This window comes from Mycobacterium sp. IS-2888, from assembly GCF_001954215.1.
In the GTDB taxonomy this organism is placed as follows: domain Bacteria; phylum Actinomycetota; class Actinomycetes; order Mycobacteriales; family Mycobacteriaceae; genus Mycobacterium.
The window spans coordinates 53,368-72,544 of record NZ_MBET01000071.1; the positions used below are offsets into that span (position 1 = coordinate 53,368).

The following is a 19,177-nucleotide window of genomic DNA, read 5'->3' on the forward strand; positions in this document are numbered from 1 at the left end:
ACGCACCTGCAATCGCGTCTGGAGCAATGGGACTACGACCGGCACGCAGAGGACTGAAGTCCGCGCTGCTGTATCCCGAACACCTTGTGCGGCAGGCAATTTCGGCTGCCGACCCCATCATCTACCTCGACAACTGCATGCGAATGAGCGGCGCGATCTTGTCCGCCAGGTACTGGTGTCCCGCGTCGTTGGGGTGCACGCCGTCGGGCCCGATCAGGTCGGGCCTGTCGACGAACCAGCGGTCGCCGAGCGGATCGACGAACGCCGCACCCGCCGCGCGGGCCACGCCGTTGAGCACGTCGCGGATCATCAGCATGGAGCCAGGCACGTCGGCGGTCGGCCACGGCGGCCCGATCACCAGTAACCGCGCGTGCGGCGCAAAGCGGCGCGCCAGAACGAACGCATTGCGCGCCCGCTCGGTCAGCAGGCCGGGATCGACGTCCTGGTCGTTGCGCGAGCCGAAGAACACGACCAGCGTGTCGTCGGGCTTGACCGCCCTAGCGGTCAGGTCCTCGAAGACGCTGCCATGGTCGCCGGGGACGGCGTAGCCGGCTTTCCCCTCGGCCGCGACGTCGGCGGCGATCCGCAGTCCGCGCGCGCCGAGCGCCTGCCACGCGTGAGCGGTCCATGAATTCGGGCCCAGGCCGCCCTCGTCGGTGCCGGTGGTATAGGAGTCACCGATCACCGCGACGTGATTGAGCCGTGAATCGACGCTCAGCACGCCGTAGGCGCGCACGCGGGGCGGGCACGCCACGTCCGCGAAACCCACCCCGGCCAGCAGAGCCAGACTAATGACGAACGTCGTCAGACGACTCACTACTACCTCCCCGTGAACGGCATCCTCGTGCGCCGTATTCAGCAACGGAATCGTACGAGGAAACCGACGCGAAGCGGCGCCAACCCGCTGGTTAGCGGTCGCGAGTCGGGCAGGGGCCCCTAGAATCCCGGCTGGCCGCTACCGCAGCCGTATTCGAGAGAGTATGGGGCACAGCACCATTGGCGCATCGTGGCAATTGTCACACGGCGCGGGCCGGCACCGCTTCCAGCCCACCGTCGATCTGATGGAGTTTGGCGGTCGGCTGCTCGGCCGGCTCGGGTTTGGTGTCCACGACCCGGACGTCGACCATCTTGCGCATCCATCGGCGGGCGGGTTCTTCAACGAAGTGATACATCAGGGCCGAAATGCCCACGGCGATCGCGAACAGGGCGATGACGTTCCATTTCCACGGATTGTCCTGCGGCACGAGAGCGAACTGCTCGACCGTCCAACCCCACGACGTGTGCACCAGCTCATGCACCATGTACAGGCAGAACGAGATCTGCCCGCCGTACACCATCACCCGCGTCGACAGCAGCTTCGGCAGGCTGCCCAGGCCGATTGCCAGCGTGATCACCAGCGGCACAAACAGCACGTCGACCACCCCACCGCTGTCGTTCTCCACGACCCCGCTGATCGGGTGCGCGGAAAACCAGTACAGGACGCCCACCATCGCGGCCAGGAGAAGCAGCGAAACATACCCCGCCACCCGCCGACCACGATCGGTCAGCCGCAACCGGCGCACGGCCGCGCACGCCAGGGCACCGGCGGTGAACTGAGTCACGATGCGGGGCAACCAGCTCCATGGCGTGTAGAAGTGACCACTCGTCAGCAACATCACCACCGGCGGCAATGACGCGGCGAACGCCAGCAGCATCAGGCTGCGCGCCCTCGTCGCCTGCTTCATCCGCAAAATCACCAAGACGAGGACACCGAACAGCAGGTAGGCCAGCCATTCCGCGCTGATCGACCAGGCCGGACCGTCCCAACTGGAGTCGTCGAAGAACGGCACGAACCACAGCTGCACCAGCAGGACCTGGCGCACGTAGCTGATCGCGGTGAGCTGAGCCGCGTCCGGCGACGGGACGTGCCCGACGTGCAGGGTGAAGATCACCCACAGTGCGGCCAGATGCAGGGTGACCAGATACACCGGCCAAACCCTGGCCAGCCGCAGCCACAGGAAGTGCAGGGTGGCGCGCGCCGAAAACGACCGGCCCATGCGGTCGAGGTAATTCCAGGTCAAGACGAAGCCGCTGAGAATGAAGAAGAGGTCGACGCCCTGCGCGCCGCAGTTGAGCACCGGGGCGAGAGCGTCGCGGAAATCTTGCGAGGCGTCGCTGAGCATCGGGCGAAAGTGAAACAGCACCACCCATACCGCTGCGACGATGCGGAGTCCCGTCAGGGCCCTGATCTCGCCCCTGATCTCTGCGCCGCGCACGATGCTCTTTCCGTTGCGAGTCTGCTGTTTCGTTCGCCTGCTACTGCGGCTGACCGGGCGATTTCGCCCTTTTATTAGCCCCCCGACTGGCAACCGGCAGCTATGGCAGCGTAGCAGCGGGATCGCCGCGATGGCGGGACAGGACGTGGTGTGGCTGGCGGCGGAACGGTATCGAATTGGGGCCGCGCCGCGTGCCAATTGCCGGAAATCGCCGTTTTCGGCGTTGCCCGGTTCTCCGAAACCGCCCCGCCGGGCCCGTTATTTAGCAAAGAGTTAGACGCGGCTTTCGGTCTCCTTAGATTCTGCTGGTTTGGTTGGGGAACAGGGATAGTCGCGCTGCGTCCTTCGCAACGCCACGGGGAATGGGGCCGCTCATGACTCCACAGGAAAGCTGCACGTTTGACTGCGGTGGCGCCCAGATTCGGGCTCACTGTCGCTCCCTCGCGACGGTGGTGACCATCCGGGGCGAAATCGACGCCGTCAATGCCGATCGGGCCAGCAAGTACATCCGGCGATTCGTCGTCGGGCAAAATCCCGTGGTGCTCGATCTCAGTGACGTGACGCATTTTGCTCCGGCCGGCATCACGCTGTTGCAGATGCTCGACGAGGATTGCGACGCGGCCGGGACGGAGTGGACGTTGGTCGCGAGCCCGGCGGTCATCGAACTGCTGGGCGACGAGTGGGATGCGACGCGCTCGCTGCACGAGGCGCTGCACAACCTGGCCGACGCCATCACCAAGCGGCGTCAGCTAGTGCTGCCGCTGATCAAGAAGACGGCCTAGCGCCCCGCTCACGCCGCAGCCTGGCCAGTCCGACCACCGCCAGCACGCCGGCGGTGGTCAGCAGGACAAGGGTCAGCAGGAGCGCCTGAGGGTCGTAAACCAACGACGTGGTGAACGGCTGCCCCTCCGCGATGGGCGCGACGGCCACGGTGTGGCGCGCATGCAACCAGGTCACCGCCGCGCCCACCAGCGCGGCGATAGCCAGCACCAGTTCCACCGATGCTCGGTAGCGGCTCATCACAGCGCCGAGCCGGGGTCGTTGTCACGATCGATGTCGCTGACGTCCGATCGGGCGGGCTCCACGCGCTCCTGGACCAGCGGGGTGAGCGCGGCCCGGAGGTGACGATGACGGCGCGCCCACGCCTGCGCGGTGCGCCCCCCGGTGAGCTTGAGGCCGATGCCCACCCGCCGCCGCGGCACCCCGACCAATTCGCCGAGCGCGCGCGAAGACTGCCACTTCGCCAGCTCCTTGCCGGACGCTTCGTGGTGCTCGGGTTCGGGATACACCTTGACGATTTCGCGGACCAGGATGGTTTCGGTGCCCTGGCGCAGGGAGTCTTCGGTCAGTTCGACCGAGACGTGGATGCGCGCCGCCTTCACCTGCAACGCAACGAATGCCGACACCAGCACCAAGAAGATCGCCGGGACGACGAACGACACCGGGGCACCGCTCCACATTTCGATCAGGAGCATGGCGCCCGCCGCCGCCGGGCCCCACGCCACCCACCACCAGCTGGCACCGGGTTCGTAGAACAACCGCTTCGGGTCGCTACCCCTCGCTGGTGTCTGTGATGTCAAAGCAAACCCATCCCGTTCCCACTTCACGAAAGCCAACCGGCGGCGTCCGCGGCCCAGTACGTCAGCACGATATCCGCTCCGGCGCGCCGGATGCTGGTCAGTGACTCCAGCGCCGCGGCGCGCTCGTCGATCCAGTTGTTGGCGGCCGCAGCGCAAATCATCGCGTACTCCCCCGACACTTGATACGCGGCCACCGGCACCGGCGAAACGTCGGCCGCGGCGGCCAGCACGTCGAGATAGCCCATCGCGGGCTTGACCATCACAATGTCGGCGCCCTCGTCGAGGTCCAGCTCGATCTCCCGTAGCGCTTCGCGCAGGTTGCCCGGCTCCTGCTGGTAGGTGCGCCGGTCGCCGGACAGGCTGGAGCTGACCGCCTCGCGGAACGGTCCGTAGAACGCCGAGGCGAACTTCGCGGCGTAGGCCAGGATCACCACGTCGGTGTGGCCCGCGGCGTCCAGGCCGTCGCGAATGGCGCCCACCTGACCGTCCATCATCCCGCTCGGCCCCACCACGTGAGCACCCGATTCCGCTTGTGCCACAGCCAGTTCCACGTAGCGGACCAGGGTGGCATCGTTGTCGACCCGGCCGCGCTCGTCGAGGACGCCGCAGTGTCCGTGATCGGTGAACTCATCCAGGCAGGTGTCGGCCATCAACACGGTGGAGTCACCGAGATCTTTGGCGAGGTCGCGCAGCGCGACGTTGAGGATGCCGTCGGGGTCGGTGCCGGCCGAGCCGGCCGCGTCCTTGTCCTGTTCGCGGGGAACACCGAACAGCATCAGCCCGCCCACCCCGGCCGCGACGGCTTCTTCGGCGGCCCTGCGCAGCGAATCCCGGCTGTGTTGAACCACTTTCGGCATGGATGCGATGCCGCGCGGTTCGTCGATACCGTCGGCGACGAACATCGGCAGCACCAAATGCCTTGGCTCCAAGGATGTTTGCGCCACCAAACGTCGCAACGCGGGGGTGGAGCGGAGCCGGCGCGGGCGCTGCCGCGGGAAGGCCATTGGCTAGCGCCTGCGGCTCTTCTTGCGCGGCGGTGGCAGCGCGCCCTCGGCGCGCAACCGCGCGGCGTGTTCGGCCAGCGCGTCGACCAACGGGCCGATCGCGGCGGTGTCGGGCTGGACATCCACCCGCAAGCCGAATTCGGCTGCGGTCTCGGCGGTTTTGGGGCCGATGCAGGCGATGATGGTGCGCGCGTGCGGCTTACCCGCGATGCCAACGAGGTTTCGCACGGTGGAGCTGGACGTGAAGCACACCGCGTCAAAGCCGCCGGTCTTGATCATTTCGCGGGTGGCCGCCGGCGGCGGCGCGGCGCGCACCGTCCGGTAGGCGGTGACGTCCTCGATCTCCCACCCGCGCTCGCGCAGTCCCTCGGCCAGCGTCTCCGTGGCGATGTCGGCACGCGGCAGCAGAACACGGTTCACCGGGTCGAAAACGCTGTCGTAGGGCGGGAAATCATCGAGCAGGCCGAGCGATGATTGCTCTCCGGCCGGCACCAACTCGGGGCTGATCCCGAAGGCCCGGACCCGGTCGGCCGTCGACTCGCCGACGCAGGCGATCTTGACCCCGGAGAACGCGCGGGCGTCCAGACCGAACTCACCGAACTTCTCCCACACCGCGCGCACCGCGTTGGTGGAGGTGAACACGACCCACTGGAAGCGGCCGTCGACCAGACCCTTGACGGCGCGCTCCATCTGCGCCGGGCTGCGCGGCGGCTCCACGGCGATGGTCGGCACCTCCATCGGCAGCGCGCCGTACGACGTGAGCCGCTCGCTCATCTCGCCGGCTTGGTCCTTGGTGCGCGGCACCAGGACGGTCCAGCCATACAGGGCGCGGCTCTCCCACCAGTTCAGCTTGGCCCGGCTGCTCACCGTCTTGCCGATGGTCACCACCAGCGGTCCGGTCAGCGGACCCGCGGGGTCGGTGGCGCCCAGCACGGCCGAGTCGGTCAACCCGTGCAGCGTCGTTTCCACCGAGCGCTGCTGGCAGGTGGTGCCCTGGGCGGTGACCACGCACGGCGTGGTCTCGGCGAGCTCGTGCTCGATCAGGGTGCGCGCCGCGTCGGCCAGATGCGAGGCGGTGGCCTGCAGGATCAGCGGCCCGGGAGCCGCGGCCAGCGCCTCCCAGTCGACGTCGCCGCGCACGTCGGCCACGGTGTGCGCCGAGCCGAGCGGCAGGCCGGCGTACGTCGGGACCGCGCTAGTCGCGGCCAGGCCCGGCACGATCTCGAGGTGCAGGTGGCTGCGCGCGACGGCGTTCACCTCCGTGATGACCGCGTCGACGGTCAGCGGGTCACCGGCCACCAGCCGCACCACGTCGACGCCCGAACGGGCCTCGGCGGTAAGCATCTTGGCCACTTCGGCGGGCTCGCCCAGGGCCGGGCGGATGTCGGGGCCGCCCGGCAGCACCGTCGGCGCGCCCTGGCCCGGGTCAGCGCCGGAGGCTTCGTCGGCCTTACCGGGGGCCGGGTCGGCGGGCGCCGGGCCGGAGACCGGCGGCAGGTCCTGGCCGATCAACGCCAGCACCGCCTCGGGCACGTCTGGATCGGTGAACACCAGTGCCGCGTTCGCTAGTACCGTGGCGGCCCGCGTGGTCAGCAGTCCGGGGTCGCCCGGACCGGAGCCCACGAACGTGATGTGCCCCGGCCTTGGCTTACGCCCTCGCGTCGTCATTGTCGCTCCCACTCTTCATCGCGCGGGGTCTTGCCGCGCTCCCCTCATCAGCTCACGGGCGCCCAGCTCGAACAGCTCCGCGGCCACCGAGAGCCCCAGCTCTCGTGCCCGACCGGAGGTGCCGATGCCGGACGCGCGGATCACGTCGGACCCGTCCAGCGCCGCCACACAGCCGCGCAGCGACAGCTCTTCGAAGACGCGGTTTTCGTCGTCGATGGACTCGACCACTTCCGCGATCGCTCCCACCGGTGCCGAGCACCCGGCTTCCAGTTCGGCCAGCAGGGCTCGCTCCGCGGTGACCGCCGCGCGTGTGTCGGCGTCGTCCAATTCCGCCAGCACCGCCGCTAATTCGTCATCGGCGCGGCACTCGACGGCGAGCGCGCCCTGAGCCGGTGCTGGCAACATTTGCACCGGCTCGAGCGTCTCGGTGACATCGCCGAGGCGGCCCAACCGGGCCAGACCGGCCCGGGCCACGACGACGGCGTCAAGATCACCACTGCTTACCCTGTTCAACCTGGTATCTAGGTTGCCTCGTAGGGGGCGGATTTCCAAACCGAGACCCAATGCTCTAAGCTGTGCCGCCCGCCGCGGGGAGGACGTGCCCACCAGCGAACCGGCCGGCAACTCCGCGAGCACCAGTCCGTCGCGGGCCACCACCGCGTCGCGGGGGTCGTTCCGTGGGGGTATCGCGGCCACCAGGAACCTGGGATCCGCGGCCGTCGGCAAATCCTTGTGCGAGTGCACGGCAGCGTCGACGCGCCCGTCGTCGATGGCCTCACGCAGCGCGGTGGTGAAGGCGCCCACGCCGAGACTTTCGATCGGTGCCGACGACCGGTCGCCCGCGGTGCTGATCGTCACCAACTCCGCGGGGTGGCCGTTGGCGATCAGGGCGTCCCGGACGCCGGCGGCCTGAGTGGTGGCCAGCAGACTTCCCCGCGTGCCGATCCGGATCACGTGTGCCAATCGGCTACTCGGCAGGCTGTTGCGGGGTGCCGGCATCGAATCCGGTTGACACCACTGGTAATTCGCCCGCTGCGACGGCGTCGACAGCGGTCTGGTCGAGTTCGAACAGCTCGCGCAGCGCCTCGGCGTAGCTGTCACCGCCGGGGGCGCTGGCGAGTTGTTTGATGCGCACGGTCGGCGCGTGCAGCAGCTTGTCGACCACCCGGCGCACGGTGCGGGCGACCTCCTCGCGCTGGGCGCTTTCCAGACCGGGCAGCCGGTTTTCCAGCCGCAGCAGCTCGGCTTCGACGACGTCGGCTGCTCGCTGGCGCAGCGCGGTCACCGTCGGGGTGACCTCCGCCATCCGCTGGCCCGCCAGGTAGGCGGCGACTTCGGCCGCCACGATGTGACGGGCGGCGTCGACGTCGGCCGCCGCGGCGTGGGCGGAAGGTTCGTGCTGGACGCGCTCGACGTCGACGACCCAGACGCCGGGCAGTCCGGCCACCGCGGGATCGACGTCGCGGGGCATGCCGAGGTCGCAGATCACCAACGGGTGGGTCGCTTCGTCGCGGCGGGCGGCGGCGAGCGCGTGGTGTACGTCGGCCAGCGAAACCACGGGGCTCACCGCCCCGGTACAGCTGACGACGACGTCGGCCTCCGCGAGTGCGCCGGGCAACCGGTCGAGGGGCAACGCCTCGGCCTTGGCGCCGGATTCGCGGATCTTGCGGACCAGCCGCTGCGCCCGGGACAGCGACCTGTTGACCACCAGGATGTTCCCGATGCCGGCGCGGGCCAGATGCGCGGACGACAGGGCACCCATCGCCCCGGCGCCGATCACGACGGCGGTCTTGCCGGTCAGCCCGCCCAGGTTGCGTTCGGCCATGCCGAGCGCGACCGAGACCACCGAGGCGCCGGCCGCATCGATGGCGGTTTCGGAATGCACCCGCTTGCCGACGGATAGGGCCCGCTGCGCCAGCTCGTGCAGCACCCGCCCGACGGTGCGGTTGGTCTCGGCGGTGGCGTAGGCGCGGCGGACCTGGCCGAGCACCTGTTGCTCGCCGACGACGGCGGAATCGAGGCCGCTGGCAACGGCGAACAGGTGCTCGACGGCGGCCTCGCTGTAGCGCACGTAGGCGTACTTGGTCAGGTCGCCCATCGACATGCCGGAGTATTCGGACAGCACCTGCCCGATGACCGCCAACCCGCCGTGGAACGCGTCCACCACCGCGTAGACCTCGACCCGGTTGCATGTCGACAGCACCATGGCCTCGGTCACCAGGGGGGACTGCAACACCCGATCGACGATCTTGATCTGGTCGGCATCGTCGATGCTGAGTTGTTCCAGGACGGAAACCGGCGCACTGCGGTGCGAAACTCCGAAAAGCAGGATGCTCACGGCAGCATCACCTGGCCAGCTCCCTTGCTTCCTCCAGTAACTGAACTGGTGTCCACGGTAAACGTTTATCAGGTGGGCTACCAAATAATCGCCCGGCGCCTACGGGCGAGCGGCCCGCATCCTCACCGGCCTAGATCGGCACGAAGTCTGGGCTCGTCGATTTCCCAGTAACTGTGTTCGCGGCCGTCCAGCAAGACCACCGGCAAACGATCCCCGAACTCGGCACGCAGCTGTGGGTCGCCGGCTTCGGCGGCGGCGTCGACATCGGTCGTCGAGAGGTCGAAGCCCAGCTCAAGCGCCAGTTCGGCGAGCCGGGCGTGTACCCGCGCGCAGATGCTGCACCCGGGTCGGGTCAGCAGTTCCACCTGCGGTCGAGGGGCGGGCTGGGACATGGACACCAGTGTGGCACCGGTGAATTGTGGACGCGGCGCCTGGTGATTAGGTTTCGGCTGTGGCCGGTAACGACAATCTGCGCGTAGATCCCCAGGTGATGCAGGGATTCGCGCAAAGCCTGAGCGGTGCCGCCGAGGATCTGCGGAGCCGGCTGGCCGAACTCGACGGTCAGGTCGGCGAGATGCTGGGGGGCTGGCGCGGCGGGTCCGGCGACGCCTACGGCTCGGCGTGGCAGATGTGGCACCGCGGCGCCACCGAGGTGGAGCTGGGCTTGTCGATGCTGGCCAAGGCGGTTGGTGAGGCCGGCGCGGGCTATGCGCAGAACGAGGCCGGCTCGGCGCAGGCATTGCGGGCGGTGCGCAATGGCTGACGCGTTTCAGGTGGACCCCGATGCGCTGGCCGACGCGGTCGAGCGGATGGCCGAGTTTCAGCGTTACGCCGAAAGCATGCTGTCCGAAATCGATTCTCTGGTAGGCAATTTGCACGCGACCTGGACGGGTGAAGGCGCGACAGCTCACACCGAGGCACACCGGCACTGGGCGCATGGCGAGGCGGTGATGCGCGAGGCGCTGGCTCAACTGCGAGCGGCCGCGCATACCGCGCACGGCAACTACACCGGCGCCATGGCCAAGAATTTGAGCATGTGGTCGTGAGCTAATGGCGCCGCTGGCGGTTGACACCGCGGCCCTCGATAGCGCAGGCGCCGAGGTGGTGACGGCAGCCGAGGGTTTGGGCGCGGTGATCTCGACGTTGACGGCTGCGCTGTCCGGGTGCGCCGGGATGGCCGGCGACGATCCCGCCGGCGCGGCGCTCGGCCGCAGCTACGACAGTTCGGCAGCCAAGCTCGTACAAGCCATGGTGGTCACGCGAAACGGCTTGTGCGGTCTGGGTGTTGGCGTGCGGATGTCGGCGCACAATTACTCGCTGGCCGAAGCGCAGTCCGACGTTTCCGGCCATAGCAGCCCGCTTCCGGCGCCGCGACCGACGGGGCCGATCTCGGCGGGCTCCCCGCCCTCATCGGTCGGAACCGGCGACGGCCCCCCGGCGGGCTGGGGATGGGTGGCCCCGTTCATCGGGATGATCTGGCCGAGCGCGGATTCGGGGAAGTTGCGCGCCGCAGCCGCGGCGTGGAGCGCGGCGGGCACGCAGTTCGCGGTCGCCGAAATCCTCGGGACCGGCGGGCCCATGGGAGCCATTCGCGGCCAAAAGATCCCGGAGGGCCCGGCCATCGATCGCGCGTTCACCGAGGCCTACAGCAGCACCACCGGCATCGTGCAGCAGTCCCAGAAGATCGCCGCTCAACTGAGCGATTATGCGGCGAAGGTCGATCAGGTGCACGCGGCGATCCTGGATCTGCTGGCCCGCATCTGCGATCCGATGACCGGGATCAAAGAGGTCTGGGACATTCTCACCGACGAAGACGAAGACGAGATCAAAAAGATCGCCGACGACATTCGCACGGTGGTGGACCGGTTCACCGCGGAGGTCGATGCGCTGCGGGCCGAGATCGCGGCCACCGTGCGTGAGGCAGAAACGATCCTTACGACGATGGGCGACTACGCCTCGCGGGAGTGGGATCAGTTCCTGCACGGCACCGAAGTAGGCCGAGCCATCAACCAGGTGGGGCAGTACGCCAAAGGCGTGTATGCGGAGGCCGGCGACACCCTCGCGGGGCTCTACGACATCAGTCAACTGCGGCTGCTGTTCGACCCGGTGGGCTATGCCAAAAACATGGGCGAGATGGCCGAGGGCGTTCTGCCCCTCGTCGGATTGGGCCCTGACGGTGCGCCCGGCGTCTTGGAGTCATGGAAAGAGGTCGGCAAGAGCCTCAGCCACTGGGACGAGTGGGATACCAATCCGGCCTCCGCCGCTGGCCGGAGCGCGCTCGATCTTGCGATGTTGGCTCTCCCCGGCGGGCCGCTCTCGAAGCTGGGCAAGTTTGGCCGCAGTGTGTTCGGACACGTGGGGCCGCCCAAGCTTCCTAAACCCCCGTCCATCAAGCCGCCCGCGGTTGAGCCGCCACGGGTTGAGCCGCCAACGCCCAAGCCGACAGAGCCGGGCCCGAAGCCGCCGGAACCCGGCCGCCCCGCCCCCGCGCCGCCGGGCAAGCCCACGCCGGCCCCTCCCGGTGCTCCGGCGCCGCACGGCCCGACAGAATCACGGCCACCCGTCGAGCCGCCACATGGGGGTGAGCCGCCGAAATCGACTGCGCCGCCGCACGAGTCACCCACGCAGGTGTCCGCGCCCGCAGAAGGCAAGCCACCGCCGCACGGGTCCGGCGCGGCGCCGGCGGCCGCGCCGGCAGAACGCACACCGCCCCACCCACCGCCGCACGAGCGCGTCCCTGCCGCAGTGTCAGCTCCGGCAGCCGGAGCTCCGGCCGAATCGGTTCCGAGTGCCGCGTCGGCATCCGCGCCCGCGGCCTCGGCGCCTTCGGTGCCTGAGCCGCATCTGTCATCGCCGTCGTCTGTCGGCACGGCCGGCGCGGCCGGTGAAGGACCGCAGCCCTTCGGTGGACCACCCCACGGTGGAGAACCGGCCGCGACGCCGGGCGGAGGAACACCGGGCGGCGGGGAACCTGGCGGGGACCCGGGCGGCGGGAAACCCGGCGACGGCACGCCCCACGGTCCGCACGGGTCCGGGGACGGCGACGGCAAAGGGCCGCACGGGTCCGACGACGGCACGCCTGACGGGTCGGGTGATGGCGAAGGCTCGCCTGGTGACCACGGCCACGGAGCGAACAGCGACCCACCGAAGGCGCGAGACGTCTTTCCCGATGCGAAAGAATTCGGCGAGCTCACGGAAGACGAGTATCGAGCTCGTTTTGAAGATGAAGATGGCGAGCTGATATATCCGGATGAGAACGATCCAGCCAAACCGTATGCCATACCCGGCACCGTTCGCGACTTAACGGATGCCGATATTTCGTCGATGGATGGCCAACGGCTAGATCGTATCGGCCATCCAGGCGGAAAGTGGCTTGCTTTCGAAGGCACCCCATACGAAGGGCGGTCGCTTCCTCACGACAGTTTGGACAAACCGTACTTGTCTTACACAATTAATGCCGCGGCCGGGCTTCCGCCTGGGTGGAAGATAGAATTTTCAAAAGCTGCGCCTTGGTTCGGACATCCCGGCGGGGAGCCTCAGCTTCTTATCCTTGCGCCACCAGGTGAGCGGCCCAGCGTGGCAGTTCTGATTGCAAGACACTTCCTACTACGGGACTGATGAAGGCCGAAGGAGTTGTAATGCCGGACTACCACCTCGATCTCAGCGAATACCCCACATTTCTGCACCGCATCGTGAAATCGTGGTACTCGTGGCAAGAAGTTTACCTTCGTAGCCAGGGCCGGTATCCGGGCGAGGACGAGCGCGCGCCGACAGGCCGACAAACTTCCGAACAAATTTATTGGGGACGCCGGCCGCCCGAGATGACCCGCAACGGTGAGCTAGCTTTCATCGACGACGCGGATGTTTCATATTATTTGGTTCCCGCCAACGGCGGCTATTTCATTGATAGCAAAGAGAGGGGTTCACGGAACAGATATTGGATGTTCAGAAGGTATGAGGATGCTGAAAAATATCTTCTGTTTTTGATAAGCCAGATGGCCCGCCCTGGCGAATTCACCAACTCACCTGAATTCCGCTGGTATCAGGAAGGCGTGGACTCGCGGGTGACCCTGACTAAGCCAGATCCCCTGAATTTCCCCGGGCGCGTTAGTTTATGGGTGGATCAAGAACCTATCGATCGTGGATGGATGGGCGAGAGTGACGCTCCCGCGGGCTCACATGTTCTAGTCCTCAGCTTCGAGGAACTCGATTCGATCCTTCGTGAGGGAATTCCCGCGGAGTGGTTTACCTTCAATATTCCGAACGAGTAAAGAATCGCCTTCGCTTACTTCACCAAACACTTCGAACGGCCCGAACGGTTCAGCGCTGTGCCCAGCACCCCGGCCGTCAGGGCTGCCCTTTCAGCGAGCCCGTACGTTTGTCGGGAGTGTAAGCGACGCACGCAACGCCGCGGTCGTGAGACCGATCCCATGTTTCAGATGTCGGATATGCGACCTTTATCTGTACGCTCAAATCCTGTTGTGCTGTCCGCGAGTAATTCGGCAACGCATCCGGGCACTTGTTCGCGTACTCATCGATGACCGATTGGCCAGGGTAAGGCCCGTCGGGAATGGTGAACACCGCATAGACCTCCGCGGTGTGGGGCTGGTCGCAGCTAATGGTGTCCACCGATGAGACATTTTTGCCTTGCGGAGTGTTGACCAGGCACTCACCGACCTTCACGTCTGTTATCGCCTCACTAGTACCGGGCGACAGCACAGCGAAAACGATGGCGACACTGAAGAGCACCACGTACACCGCCGAGGCCACCAGTCCCGCGATGGCCAAGCCGCGACCGCTTTGGCCGCGACTCTTGATCTGGGATAGCGCGATGATCCCGAAGATGACGCTCAGCAAGACGCCGCCCAGGAGTCCCATCACCAGCGATGCGATGGCGAAGCCGTTCGTTCTGCGCTGAGGGCCCGGGTAACCAGGCTGGGGCATCGGCTGGCCCCACGGTTGCGGGTAAGGCGGCGGCGGGGCATAAGCGCCCGGGGGTGGCTGATAACCGCCCGGGGGTGGTTGATAGGGCGGAATCCACCCCGGGGGCTGCGTCATCCGGCAAGCGTAACGGCGGTGATGCGGCGCCGTAGGCCGTTGAACCACGTTCTCCGCGCTGCCCGCGAGGCACTCCTGGCACTGGCATCTCGCCAACCGGCATCGCCCGGCCAGGCCCCGCGACACCACGTCGTCCCAACATCCCCACCGCCAAACGCGACCGCCGCAGCAACGACGAGCGTGACGCTGGCGTCACGCTGGAGCCCGAACGTGACGCTAGCGTCACGTTCGGCGACGCAACCCACACAACCTCCACGCATCTGCCGGATAGGGTTGAGATCTGCCAGCGATTTAGGAGGCTTGGCGATGACTTCCCCTGAGTCGGGCGGCGCGGAACCAACCGCGCCCGTCGACTTGCAGACGCTGGCCGCCAACGCGAGCGCCGCGCGTGCGCTCGAGGGACTGGAGGACGCGGCCGAGGAGGGGCAGCCGCAGCCGCCGATCGACCTGACCGCCGCCGCATTCTTCGACGTCGACAACACGTTGGTACAGGGTTCGTCGGCCGTGCACTTCGGTCGCGGGCTGGCCGCTCGCAAGTACTTCACTTATCGCGATGTGCTCGGATTCATCTACGCCCAGGCCAAGTTTCAGTTGCTCGGCAAGGAGAACAGCGACGACGTCGCCGCGGGACGCCGCAAGGCGCTCGCCTTCATCGAGGGCCGGTCGGTTTCGGAGCTGGAGCGTCTCGGCGAGGAGATCTACGACGAAATCATCGCCGACAAGATCTGGGCGGGCACCCGCGAGCTCACCCAAATGCATCTCGATGCCGGCCAGCAGGTCTGGCTGATCACCGCCACGCCCTACGAACTCGCCGCGACCATCGCGCGGCGACTCGGCTTGACCGGCGCGCTGGGGACCGTCGCCGAATCGGTCGACGGGGTGTTCACCGGCCGGCTGGTCGGCGAGATCCTGCACGGCACCGGCAAGGCGCACGCGGTGCGGTCGCTGGCGATCCGGGAAGGGCTCAACCTCAAACGCTGCACCGCCTATTCCGACAGCTACAACGACGTCCCCATGCTGTCGTTGGTAGGGACCGCGGTGGCCATCAACCCCGATGCCCGGCTACGCGCGCTGGCGCGCGAGCGGGGCTGGGAGATTCGCGACTTCCGCACCGCCCGCAAGGCGGCCCGGATCGGGGTGCCGTCGGCTCTGGCGCTGGGTGCGGCGGGCGGTGCGCTGGCCGCGTTGGCGTCGCGACGCCAATCACGCTGATAAGCTGCGCCGCTGAGCAGCTATTCGAACAGAGAGCAAACGGCATGACAGTCCCCAAAGAGGCCGAAGGCATCATCGGCAGTCACTACCGGGCACCGGACTACTTCCAGGTCGGACGCGAGAAGATCCGCGAGTTCGCGCTCGCGGTGAAAGACGACCACCCCACGCACTTCAACGAGTCCGACGCCGCCGAGGCCGGCTATCCGGGGTTGGTCGCGCCCTTGACGTTCCTGGCGATCGCGGGACGGCGTGTACAGCTGGAGATCTTCACCAAGTTCAGCATCCCGATCAACATCGCCCGCGTCCTCCACCGCGACCAGAAGTTCGTGTTCCACCGGCCGATCCTGGCCCAGGACAAGCTGTATTTCGACACCTATCTAGACTCGGTAATCGAATCCCACGGCGCGGTGATCAGTGAAATCCGCAGCGAAGTCACAGACGCCGAGGGCAAACCGGTGGTCACCAGCGTTGTCACAATGTTGGGAGAAGCCGCACACCAAGATGCCGACGCCGCGACAACCGCCGCGGCAATTGCATCCATATCTGCTGGAAAGTAGGGTCAATTCAATGACGTCACAGGGTGAAACGGGTGGCACCCAGCTGAAGCCCCCGGTCGAAGATGTCCGATCTCATTACGACAAATCGAACGAGTTCTTCAAGCTTTGGCTCGACCCGTCGATGACTTACAGCTGCGCCTACTTCGATGAGCGCCCGAACATGACGCTGGAAGAGGCTCAGTACGCCAAGCGCAAACTCTCGCTGGACAAGCTCAACCTTGAGCCCGGCATGACGCTTCTCGACATCGGGTGCGGCTGGGGCTCCACCATGCGGCACGCGTTGCAGGAGTACGACGTCAACGTGATCGGCCTGACGCTGAGCGAGAACCAGTACGCCCACGACAAGGCCAAGTTCGAGGAGATCGACACCCCCCGCCGCAAAGAGGTGCGGATCCAGGGCTGGGAAGAGTTCGACGAGCCGGTCGACCGGATCGTGTCACTGGGCGCCTTCGAGCACTTCGCCGACGGCGCCGGTGATGCCGGCTTCGAGCGCTACGACGCCTTCTTCAAGAAGTTCTACAGTTTGACGCCCGACGACGGCCGAATGCTGTTGCACACGATCATCATTCCGGACAAAGACGAAGCCGAGGAGCGCGGCCTGGGGGCGCCGATGAGCCTGCTGCGCTTCATCAAATTCATCCTGACCGAGATCTTCCCGGGCGGCAGGCTGCCCCGGATCTCGCAGGTCGACCACTACTCGTCCAACGCCGGCTGGAAGGTCGAGCGCTACCACCGGATCGGCCACAATTACGTGCCGACCCTGAACGCCTGGGCCGACGCGCTGGAAGCGAACAAGGAAAAGGCGATCGAGCTCAAGGGGCAGGAGACCTACGACATCTACATGCACTACCTGCGTGGGTGCTCGGACCTCTTCCGCGACCACTACACCGACGTCTGCCAGTTCACTCTGGTCAAGTAGCCGTCGAGAGCAAAGCGCCCCGGTGCCATTGGCGCCGGGGCGCTTTCGCGTAGCAGGCCGGATCTCAGCCCAGGAAGATGTTGCGGCGGCCGGCGAGCAGCCGGTACAGCGTCTGCTGGATCGTCTCGCGCACCTGGTCGGTCAGCTCGAAGGTGACCATCGGGTCCTCGGCGTCGGACGCGGCGTAGTCGTTGGTGTAGATCGGCTCACCGAACGCGATGCGCCACTTGGACGGCAGTGGCACCAGACCCGCGGGCCCGGCCAACGGGAACAGCGGAGTGATCGGGAAGTAGGGCAGGCCGAACAGCCGCGCCAGCAGCTTGACGTCGGTGAGCATCGGGTAGATCTCTTCGGAACCGATGATCGAGCAGGGAATGATCGGCGCCTTGGTGCGCAAGGCGGCCGTCACGAAGCCGCCGCGCCCGAACCGCTGCAACCGGTAGCGGTCCTCGAATCGCTTGCCCAGGCCCTTGTAGCCCTCCGGGAACACGGCGGTGAGCTCGCCCGCGGCGAGCAACCGGTGCGCATCGCTCGTGCAGGCCATGGTGTGGCCCGCCTTGCGGGCGGTTTCGCCGATCACCGGCAGATCGAAGACCATGTCGGCCGCTAGCAGCCGCAGGTCCCGCTCCGCCGGATGCTCGTCGTGAACGGCCACCGACAGCATCAGCCCGTCGAACGGCAGTACCCCGGCGTGATTGGCGACCACCAGCGCCGCGCCCTCGCTGGGCAGGTTCTCGATGCCGCTGACTTCGACCCGGAACCAGGACCGGAAGAAGAACCTCAGCAAAGGCCGGACGACCGCGCTGTTGAAGTGGGGATCGAAGCCGAATTCGTCGACCGTGTAGTCACCCGTCAACCGCTGCCGGAGGAATCCGGCGACGGCGGCGACGCGCTGCGCGAGCTCGTTGAGCGGTGCCTCGGCTGCCGATGGCGCGCCCGCGACGCGGCGGTGCTCATCGATTTCCCGGACGACGGCGGCGATCTGCTCGGCCGATGCCCGGCCCCGCGGATCGGTAAGCAACGAGGGATGCTGTCGAGACGACTCCGCGCGCTGATCGGCTCTCCGCCGCGCCGCTACCCGACCCCGATTGGTGTGCAGTGGAATGACATTCGCTCTGGTTTCACCCGCCACGATATCTACCTGACCCCACCCCATGGAATTGGATTTCGGCTACCCCAGCGCTGCGCTAGGGCAATGGCGCGACCCTCCAAGGAGCGTACCCGATCTGGATCGATTATGGGAGTGAGCGCGCGGCCGCGAACGTAGTCGTCGAACGCCTCGGCCGTCGACCATTTGGGCTGGTAGCCGAGCTCCGTGCGCATCCTCGTGGTGTCCATGACGCGGCCGTAACTCAGGTAGTTGAATTGCTCGCGGTTGATCTCCGTGTAGCGATTAGCCCGTCTCAGCGAATCCAGCGCCCAGACCCCGAAGCCGGGTACGGGGAACGGAATTCGCCCGGCCCGCCGGATCGCCTGCGACAGCATGAGGATGCCGTCGGCGCCGACGTTGAACGTGCCGGCCTTGCCGGCCATCGCCGCGCGCTCCAGCGCGCCCAGGGCGTCCTGCTCGTGCAGCAACTGCAATCGGGCGTCGCGGCCGAACATCGTCGGCACCAAAGGCCCAGCTAGATACCGCGACAGCGTGGTGTCCATCGCGGGGCCGATCATGTTGGCCAGCCGCAGGATGGTCACCGCGATATCGGGACGGCGCCGGCCCAGGCCGCGCGCGTAGCCCTCGATGTCGAGGCTGTCCTTGGCGAAACCGCCGCGGATGGGTCGACGGCTGCTGCTGTCCTCGGTGAACATCACCGGATCGTGCGGGCTCGACCCGTACACCTCCGACGTCGACTTCAGCACGACGCGGCGCACCGAGGGAGCCTTCTGGCAGGCCGCGAAGAGCTGCATCGCGCCCATCACGTTGAGTTCCTTGAGCGCAGCGCTACCGCCGGAGCGGGGCGCGTACGACGCGGCCGCCGCGTGCACCACCGTATCGACGTCGCCGTTTCGAATCACCTTGGCGATAAAGGGATTACGAATGTCTGCGCGGACGAACTCGGCGCGGCCCATCCGGCGCAGCATGTCCTTGCTCGGCGCGATCGCGTCCACCGCGATCACCCCTTTGATCAGCGGGTTCTGCGCCAGGCGAGCGGTCAGGTAGCCGCCAAGAAACCGGCATGCACCGGTAACCAGCACAACCTTGGGGTAATGCATGGTGTCGGTCGCGGTGCCGCCCGTCGCGCCACCATCCCCGCTCGGCGAATCCACCAGAACAGCCTAACGGCCAAGAGAGACAGCGGCGTTACGGCCGCATGACGGTCGGCGCGGGTGGGACTGAACCGGTCGGGGCTTACTTGCCAAGTTTTCTGCGCTGCACCCGGGTGCGGCGCAGCAGCTTGCGGTGCTTTTTCTTCGACATGCGCTTGCGCCGCTTCTTGATTACTGAACCCATGAACTCCGCTATCTGACCCGTGACCGGCTTGGAAAGGACCCGGCCACTTTACCCGGCCGCCGGCATGGAACACCAAACGGGCGCCCGCGTGACCGCACGCCAAATCACGCCCCTTGCCATGGTGCGGATCCGACCGC

At 67.0% G+C, this 19,177-nt stretch carries 21 protein-coding genes and 1 pseudogene; 8 read left to right on the plus strand and 14 right to left on the minus strand.

The annotated features are described in order from the left end of the window. Nucleotides 1–121: 121 nt before the first annotated feature. Complete coding sequence (locus A5745_RS14110) at nt 122–817, minus strand: GDSL lipase (RefSeq protein ID WP_076062489.1); 696 nt, start codon at nt 815–817, stop codon at nt 122–124. Nucleotides 818–1,016: 199 nt separating this feature from the next. Continuing rightward, nucleotides 1,017–2,255: an acyltransferase gene (locus tag A5745_RS14115; protein WP_076116731.1), complete on the minus strand. Its 1,239-nt coding sequence runs from the start codon at nt 2,253–2,255 to the stop codon at nt 1,017–1,019. Nucleotides 2,256–2,617: 362 nt separating this feature from the next. Here A5745_RS14115 and A5745_RS14120 point away from each other — a divergent pair, with 362 nt between their 5' ends. Further along, the gene (locus tag A5745_RS14120; RefSeq protein ID WP_076116733.1) at nt 2,618–3,037 is read left to right on the plus strand and encodes an STAS domain-containing protein; all 420 of its coding nucleotides are present in this window, start codon (nt 2,618–2,620) and stop codon (nt 3,035–3,037) included. Here A5745_RS14120 and A5745_RS14125 read toward each other — a convergent pair. The 7 genes and pseudogenes from A5745_RS14125 to A5745_RS14155 form a co-directional block, all read right to left on the minus strand. After that, nucleotides 3,021–3,275 (minus strand): hypothetical protein, encoded by a 255-nt coding sequence (locus A5745_RS14125; protein WP_371336944.1) that lies wholly within the window; start codon nt 3,273–3,275, stop codon nt 3,021–3,023. The genes A5745_RS14120 and A5745_RS14125 overlap by 17 nt on opposite strands. Then, a complete protein-coding gene (locus tag A5745_RS14130) occupies nt 3,275–3,793 on the minus strand; it encodes a DUF3093 domain-containing protein (protein ID WP_076116734.1) in 519 nt (172 codons plus the stop codon). Before A5745_RS14130 ends, A5745_RS14125 begins: the two co-directional genes overlap by 1 nt. A 65-nt stretch (nt 3,794–3,858) precedes the next feature. Then, entirely contained in the window at nt 3,859–4,839 is a 981-nt protein-coding gene (gene hemB, locus A5745_RS14135; protein ID WP_076116736.1) for a porphobilinogen synthase, read from the minus strand. Nucleotides 4,840–4,842: 3 nt separating this feature from the next. Continuing rightward, nucleotides 4,843–6,507 (minus strand): uroporphyrinogen-III synthase, encoded by a 1,665-nt coding sequence (locus tag A5745_RS14140; RefSeq protein WP_076062498.1) that lies wholly within the window; start codon nt 6,505–6,507, stop codon nt 4,843–4,845. A gap of 15 nt (nt 6,508–6,522) precedes the next feature. Then, nucleotides 6,523–7,461, minus strand: a complete 939-nt coding sequence (gene hemC, locus A5745_RS14145) for a hydroxymethylbilane synthase (RefSeq protein ID WP_076116847.1) — start codon at nt 7,459–7,461, stop codon at nt 6,523–6,525. Nucleotides 7,462–7,474: 13 nt separating this feature from the next. Beyond that, nucleotides 7,475–8,845, minus strand: coding sequence for a glutamyl-tRNA reductase (locus A5745_RS14150; RefSeq protein WP_076116738.1), 1,371 nt, complete (start codon nt 8,843–8,845; stop codon nt 7,475–7,477). A 7-nt stretch (nt 8,846–8,852) separates the two neighbouring features. Beyond that, a pseudogene (locus A5745_RS14155) lies at nt 8,853–9,237 on the minus strand (glutaredoxin family protein). Nucleotides 9,238–9,296: 59 nt separating this feature from the next. Between A5745_RS14155 and A5745_RS14160 the strand changes: the two are divergent. Then, nucleotides 9,297–9,608 (plus strand): WXG100 family type VII secretion target, encoded by a 312-nt coding sequence (locus A5745_RS14160; RefSeq protein ID WP_076062505.1) that lies wholly within the window; start codon nt 9,297–9,299, stop codon nt 9,606–9,608. After that, nucleotides 9,601–9,891 (plus strand): WXG100 family type VII secretion target, encoded by a 291-nt coding sequence (locus A5745_RS14165; RefSeq protein ID WP_076116742.1) that lies wholly within the window; start codon nt 9,601–9,603, stop codon nt 9,889–9,891. Before A5745_RS14160 ends, A5745_RS14165 begins: the two co-directional genes overlap by 8 nt. A gap of 264 nt (nt 9,892–10,155) precedes the next feature. Here A5745_RS14165 and A5745_RS25065 read toward each other — a convergent pair whose 3' ends face one another. Continuing rightward, the gene (locus A5745_RS25065; protein ID WP_254848578.1) at nt 10,156–10,425 is read right to left on the minus strand and encodes a hypothetical protein; all 270 of its coding nucleotides are present in this window, start codon (nt 10,423–10,425) and stop codon (nt 10,156–10,158) included. Here A5745_RS25065 and A5745_RS14170 point away from each other — a divergent pair. Further along, nucleotides 10,424–12,463, plus strand: a complete 2,040-nt coding sequence (locus A5745_RS14170) for a TNT domain-containing protein (RefSeq protein ID WP_254848579.1) — start codon at nt 10,424–10,426, stop codon at nt 12,461–12,463. The genes A5745_RS25065 and A5745_RS14170 overlap by 2 nt on opposite strands. Before the next feature lie 20 nt (nt 12,464–12,483). Beyond that, nucleotides 12,484–13,116, plus strand: a complete 633-nt coding sequence (locus A5745_RS14175) for a hypothetical protein (RefSeq protein WP_139329610.1) — start codon at nt 12,484–12,486, stop codon at nt 13,114–13,116. Nucleotides 13,117–13,192: 76 nt separating this feature from the next. Here A5745_RS14175 and A5745_RS14180 read toward each other — a convergent pair whose 3' ends face one another. Then, nucleotides 13,193–13,903 (minus strand): DUF4190 domain-containing protein, encoded by a 711-nt coding sequence (locus A5745_RS14180; protein ID WP_076116748.1) that lies wholly within the window; start codon nt 13,901–13,903, stop codon nt 13,193–13,195. 306 nt (nt 13,904–14,209) lie between these two features. On the opposite strand from A5745_RS14180, the gene A5745_RS14185 reads away from it, so the two are divergent. The 3 genes from A5745_RS14185 to cmaA2 are packed head-to-tail and all read left to right on the plus strand — an operon-like array spanning nt 14,210 to nt 16,591. Continuing rightward, entirely contained in the window at nt 14,210–15,115 is a 906-nt protein-coding gene (locus A5745_RS14185) for an HAD family phosphatase (RefSeq protein ID WP_076116750.1), read from the plus strand. Between the two features lie 44 nt (nt 15,116–15,159). Beyond that, complete coding sequence (locus A5745_RS14190) at nt 15,160–15,672, plus strand: MaoC family dehydratase N-terminal domain-containing protein (RefSeq protein WP_076062515.1); 513 nt, start codon at nt 15,160–15,162, stop codon at nt 15,670–15,672. Between the two features lie 10 nt (nt 15,673–15,682). Further along, complete coding sequence (gene cmaA2, locus A5745_RS14195; protein ID WP_076116752.1) at nt 15,683–16,591, plus strand: cyclopropane mycolic acid synthase CmaA2; 909 nt, start codon at nt 15,683–15,685, stop codon at nt 16,589–16,591. Between the two features lie 64 nt (nt 16,592–16,655). Here cmaA2 and A5745_RS14200 read toward each other — a convergent pair whose 3' ends face one another. From A5745_RS14200 to A5745_RS14210, 3 genes are all read right to left on the minus strand, one after another. Beyond that, nucleotides 16,656–17,747, minus strand: coding sequence for a lysophospholipid acyltransferase family protein (locus A5745_RS14200; RefSeq protein WP_139329611.1), 1,092 nt, complete (start codon nt 17,745–17,747; stop codon nt 16,656–16,658). Continuing rightward, nucleotides 17,729–18,802 (minus strand): SDR family oxidoreductase, encoded by a 1,074-nt coding sequence (locus A5745_RS14205; RefSeq protein WP_076116849.1) that lies wholly within the window; start codon nt 18,800–18,802, stop codon nt 17,729–17,731. The genes A5745_RS14200 and A5745_RS14205 overlap by 19 nt, the downstream gene beginning before the upstream one ends. A gap of 136 nt (nt 18,803–18,938) precedes the next feature. Then, nucleotides 18,939–19,040 (minus strand): 30S ribosomal protein bS22, encoded by a 102-nt coding sequence (locus A5745_RS14210; RefSeq protein ID WP_003402602.1) that lies wholly within the window; start codon nt 19,038–19,040, stop codon nt 18,939–18,941. Nucleotides 19,041–19,177: the final 137 nt, after the last annotated feature.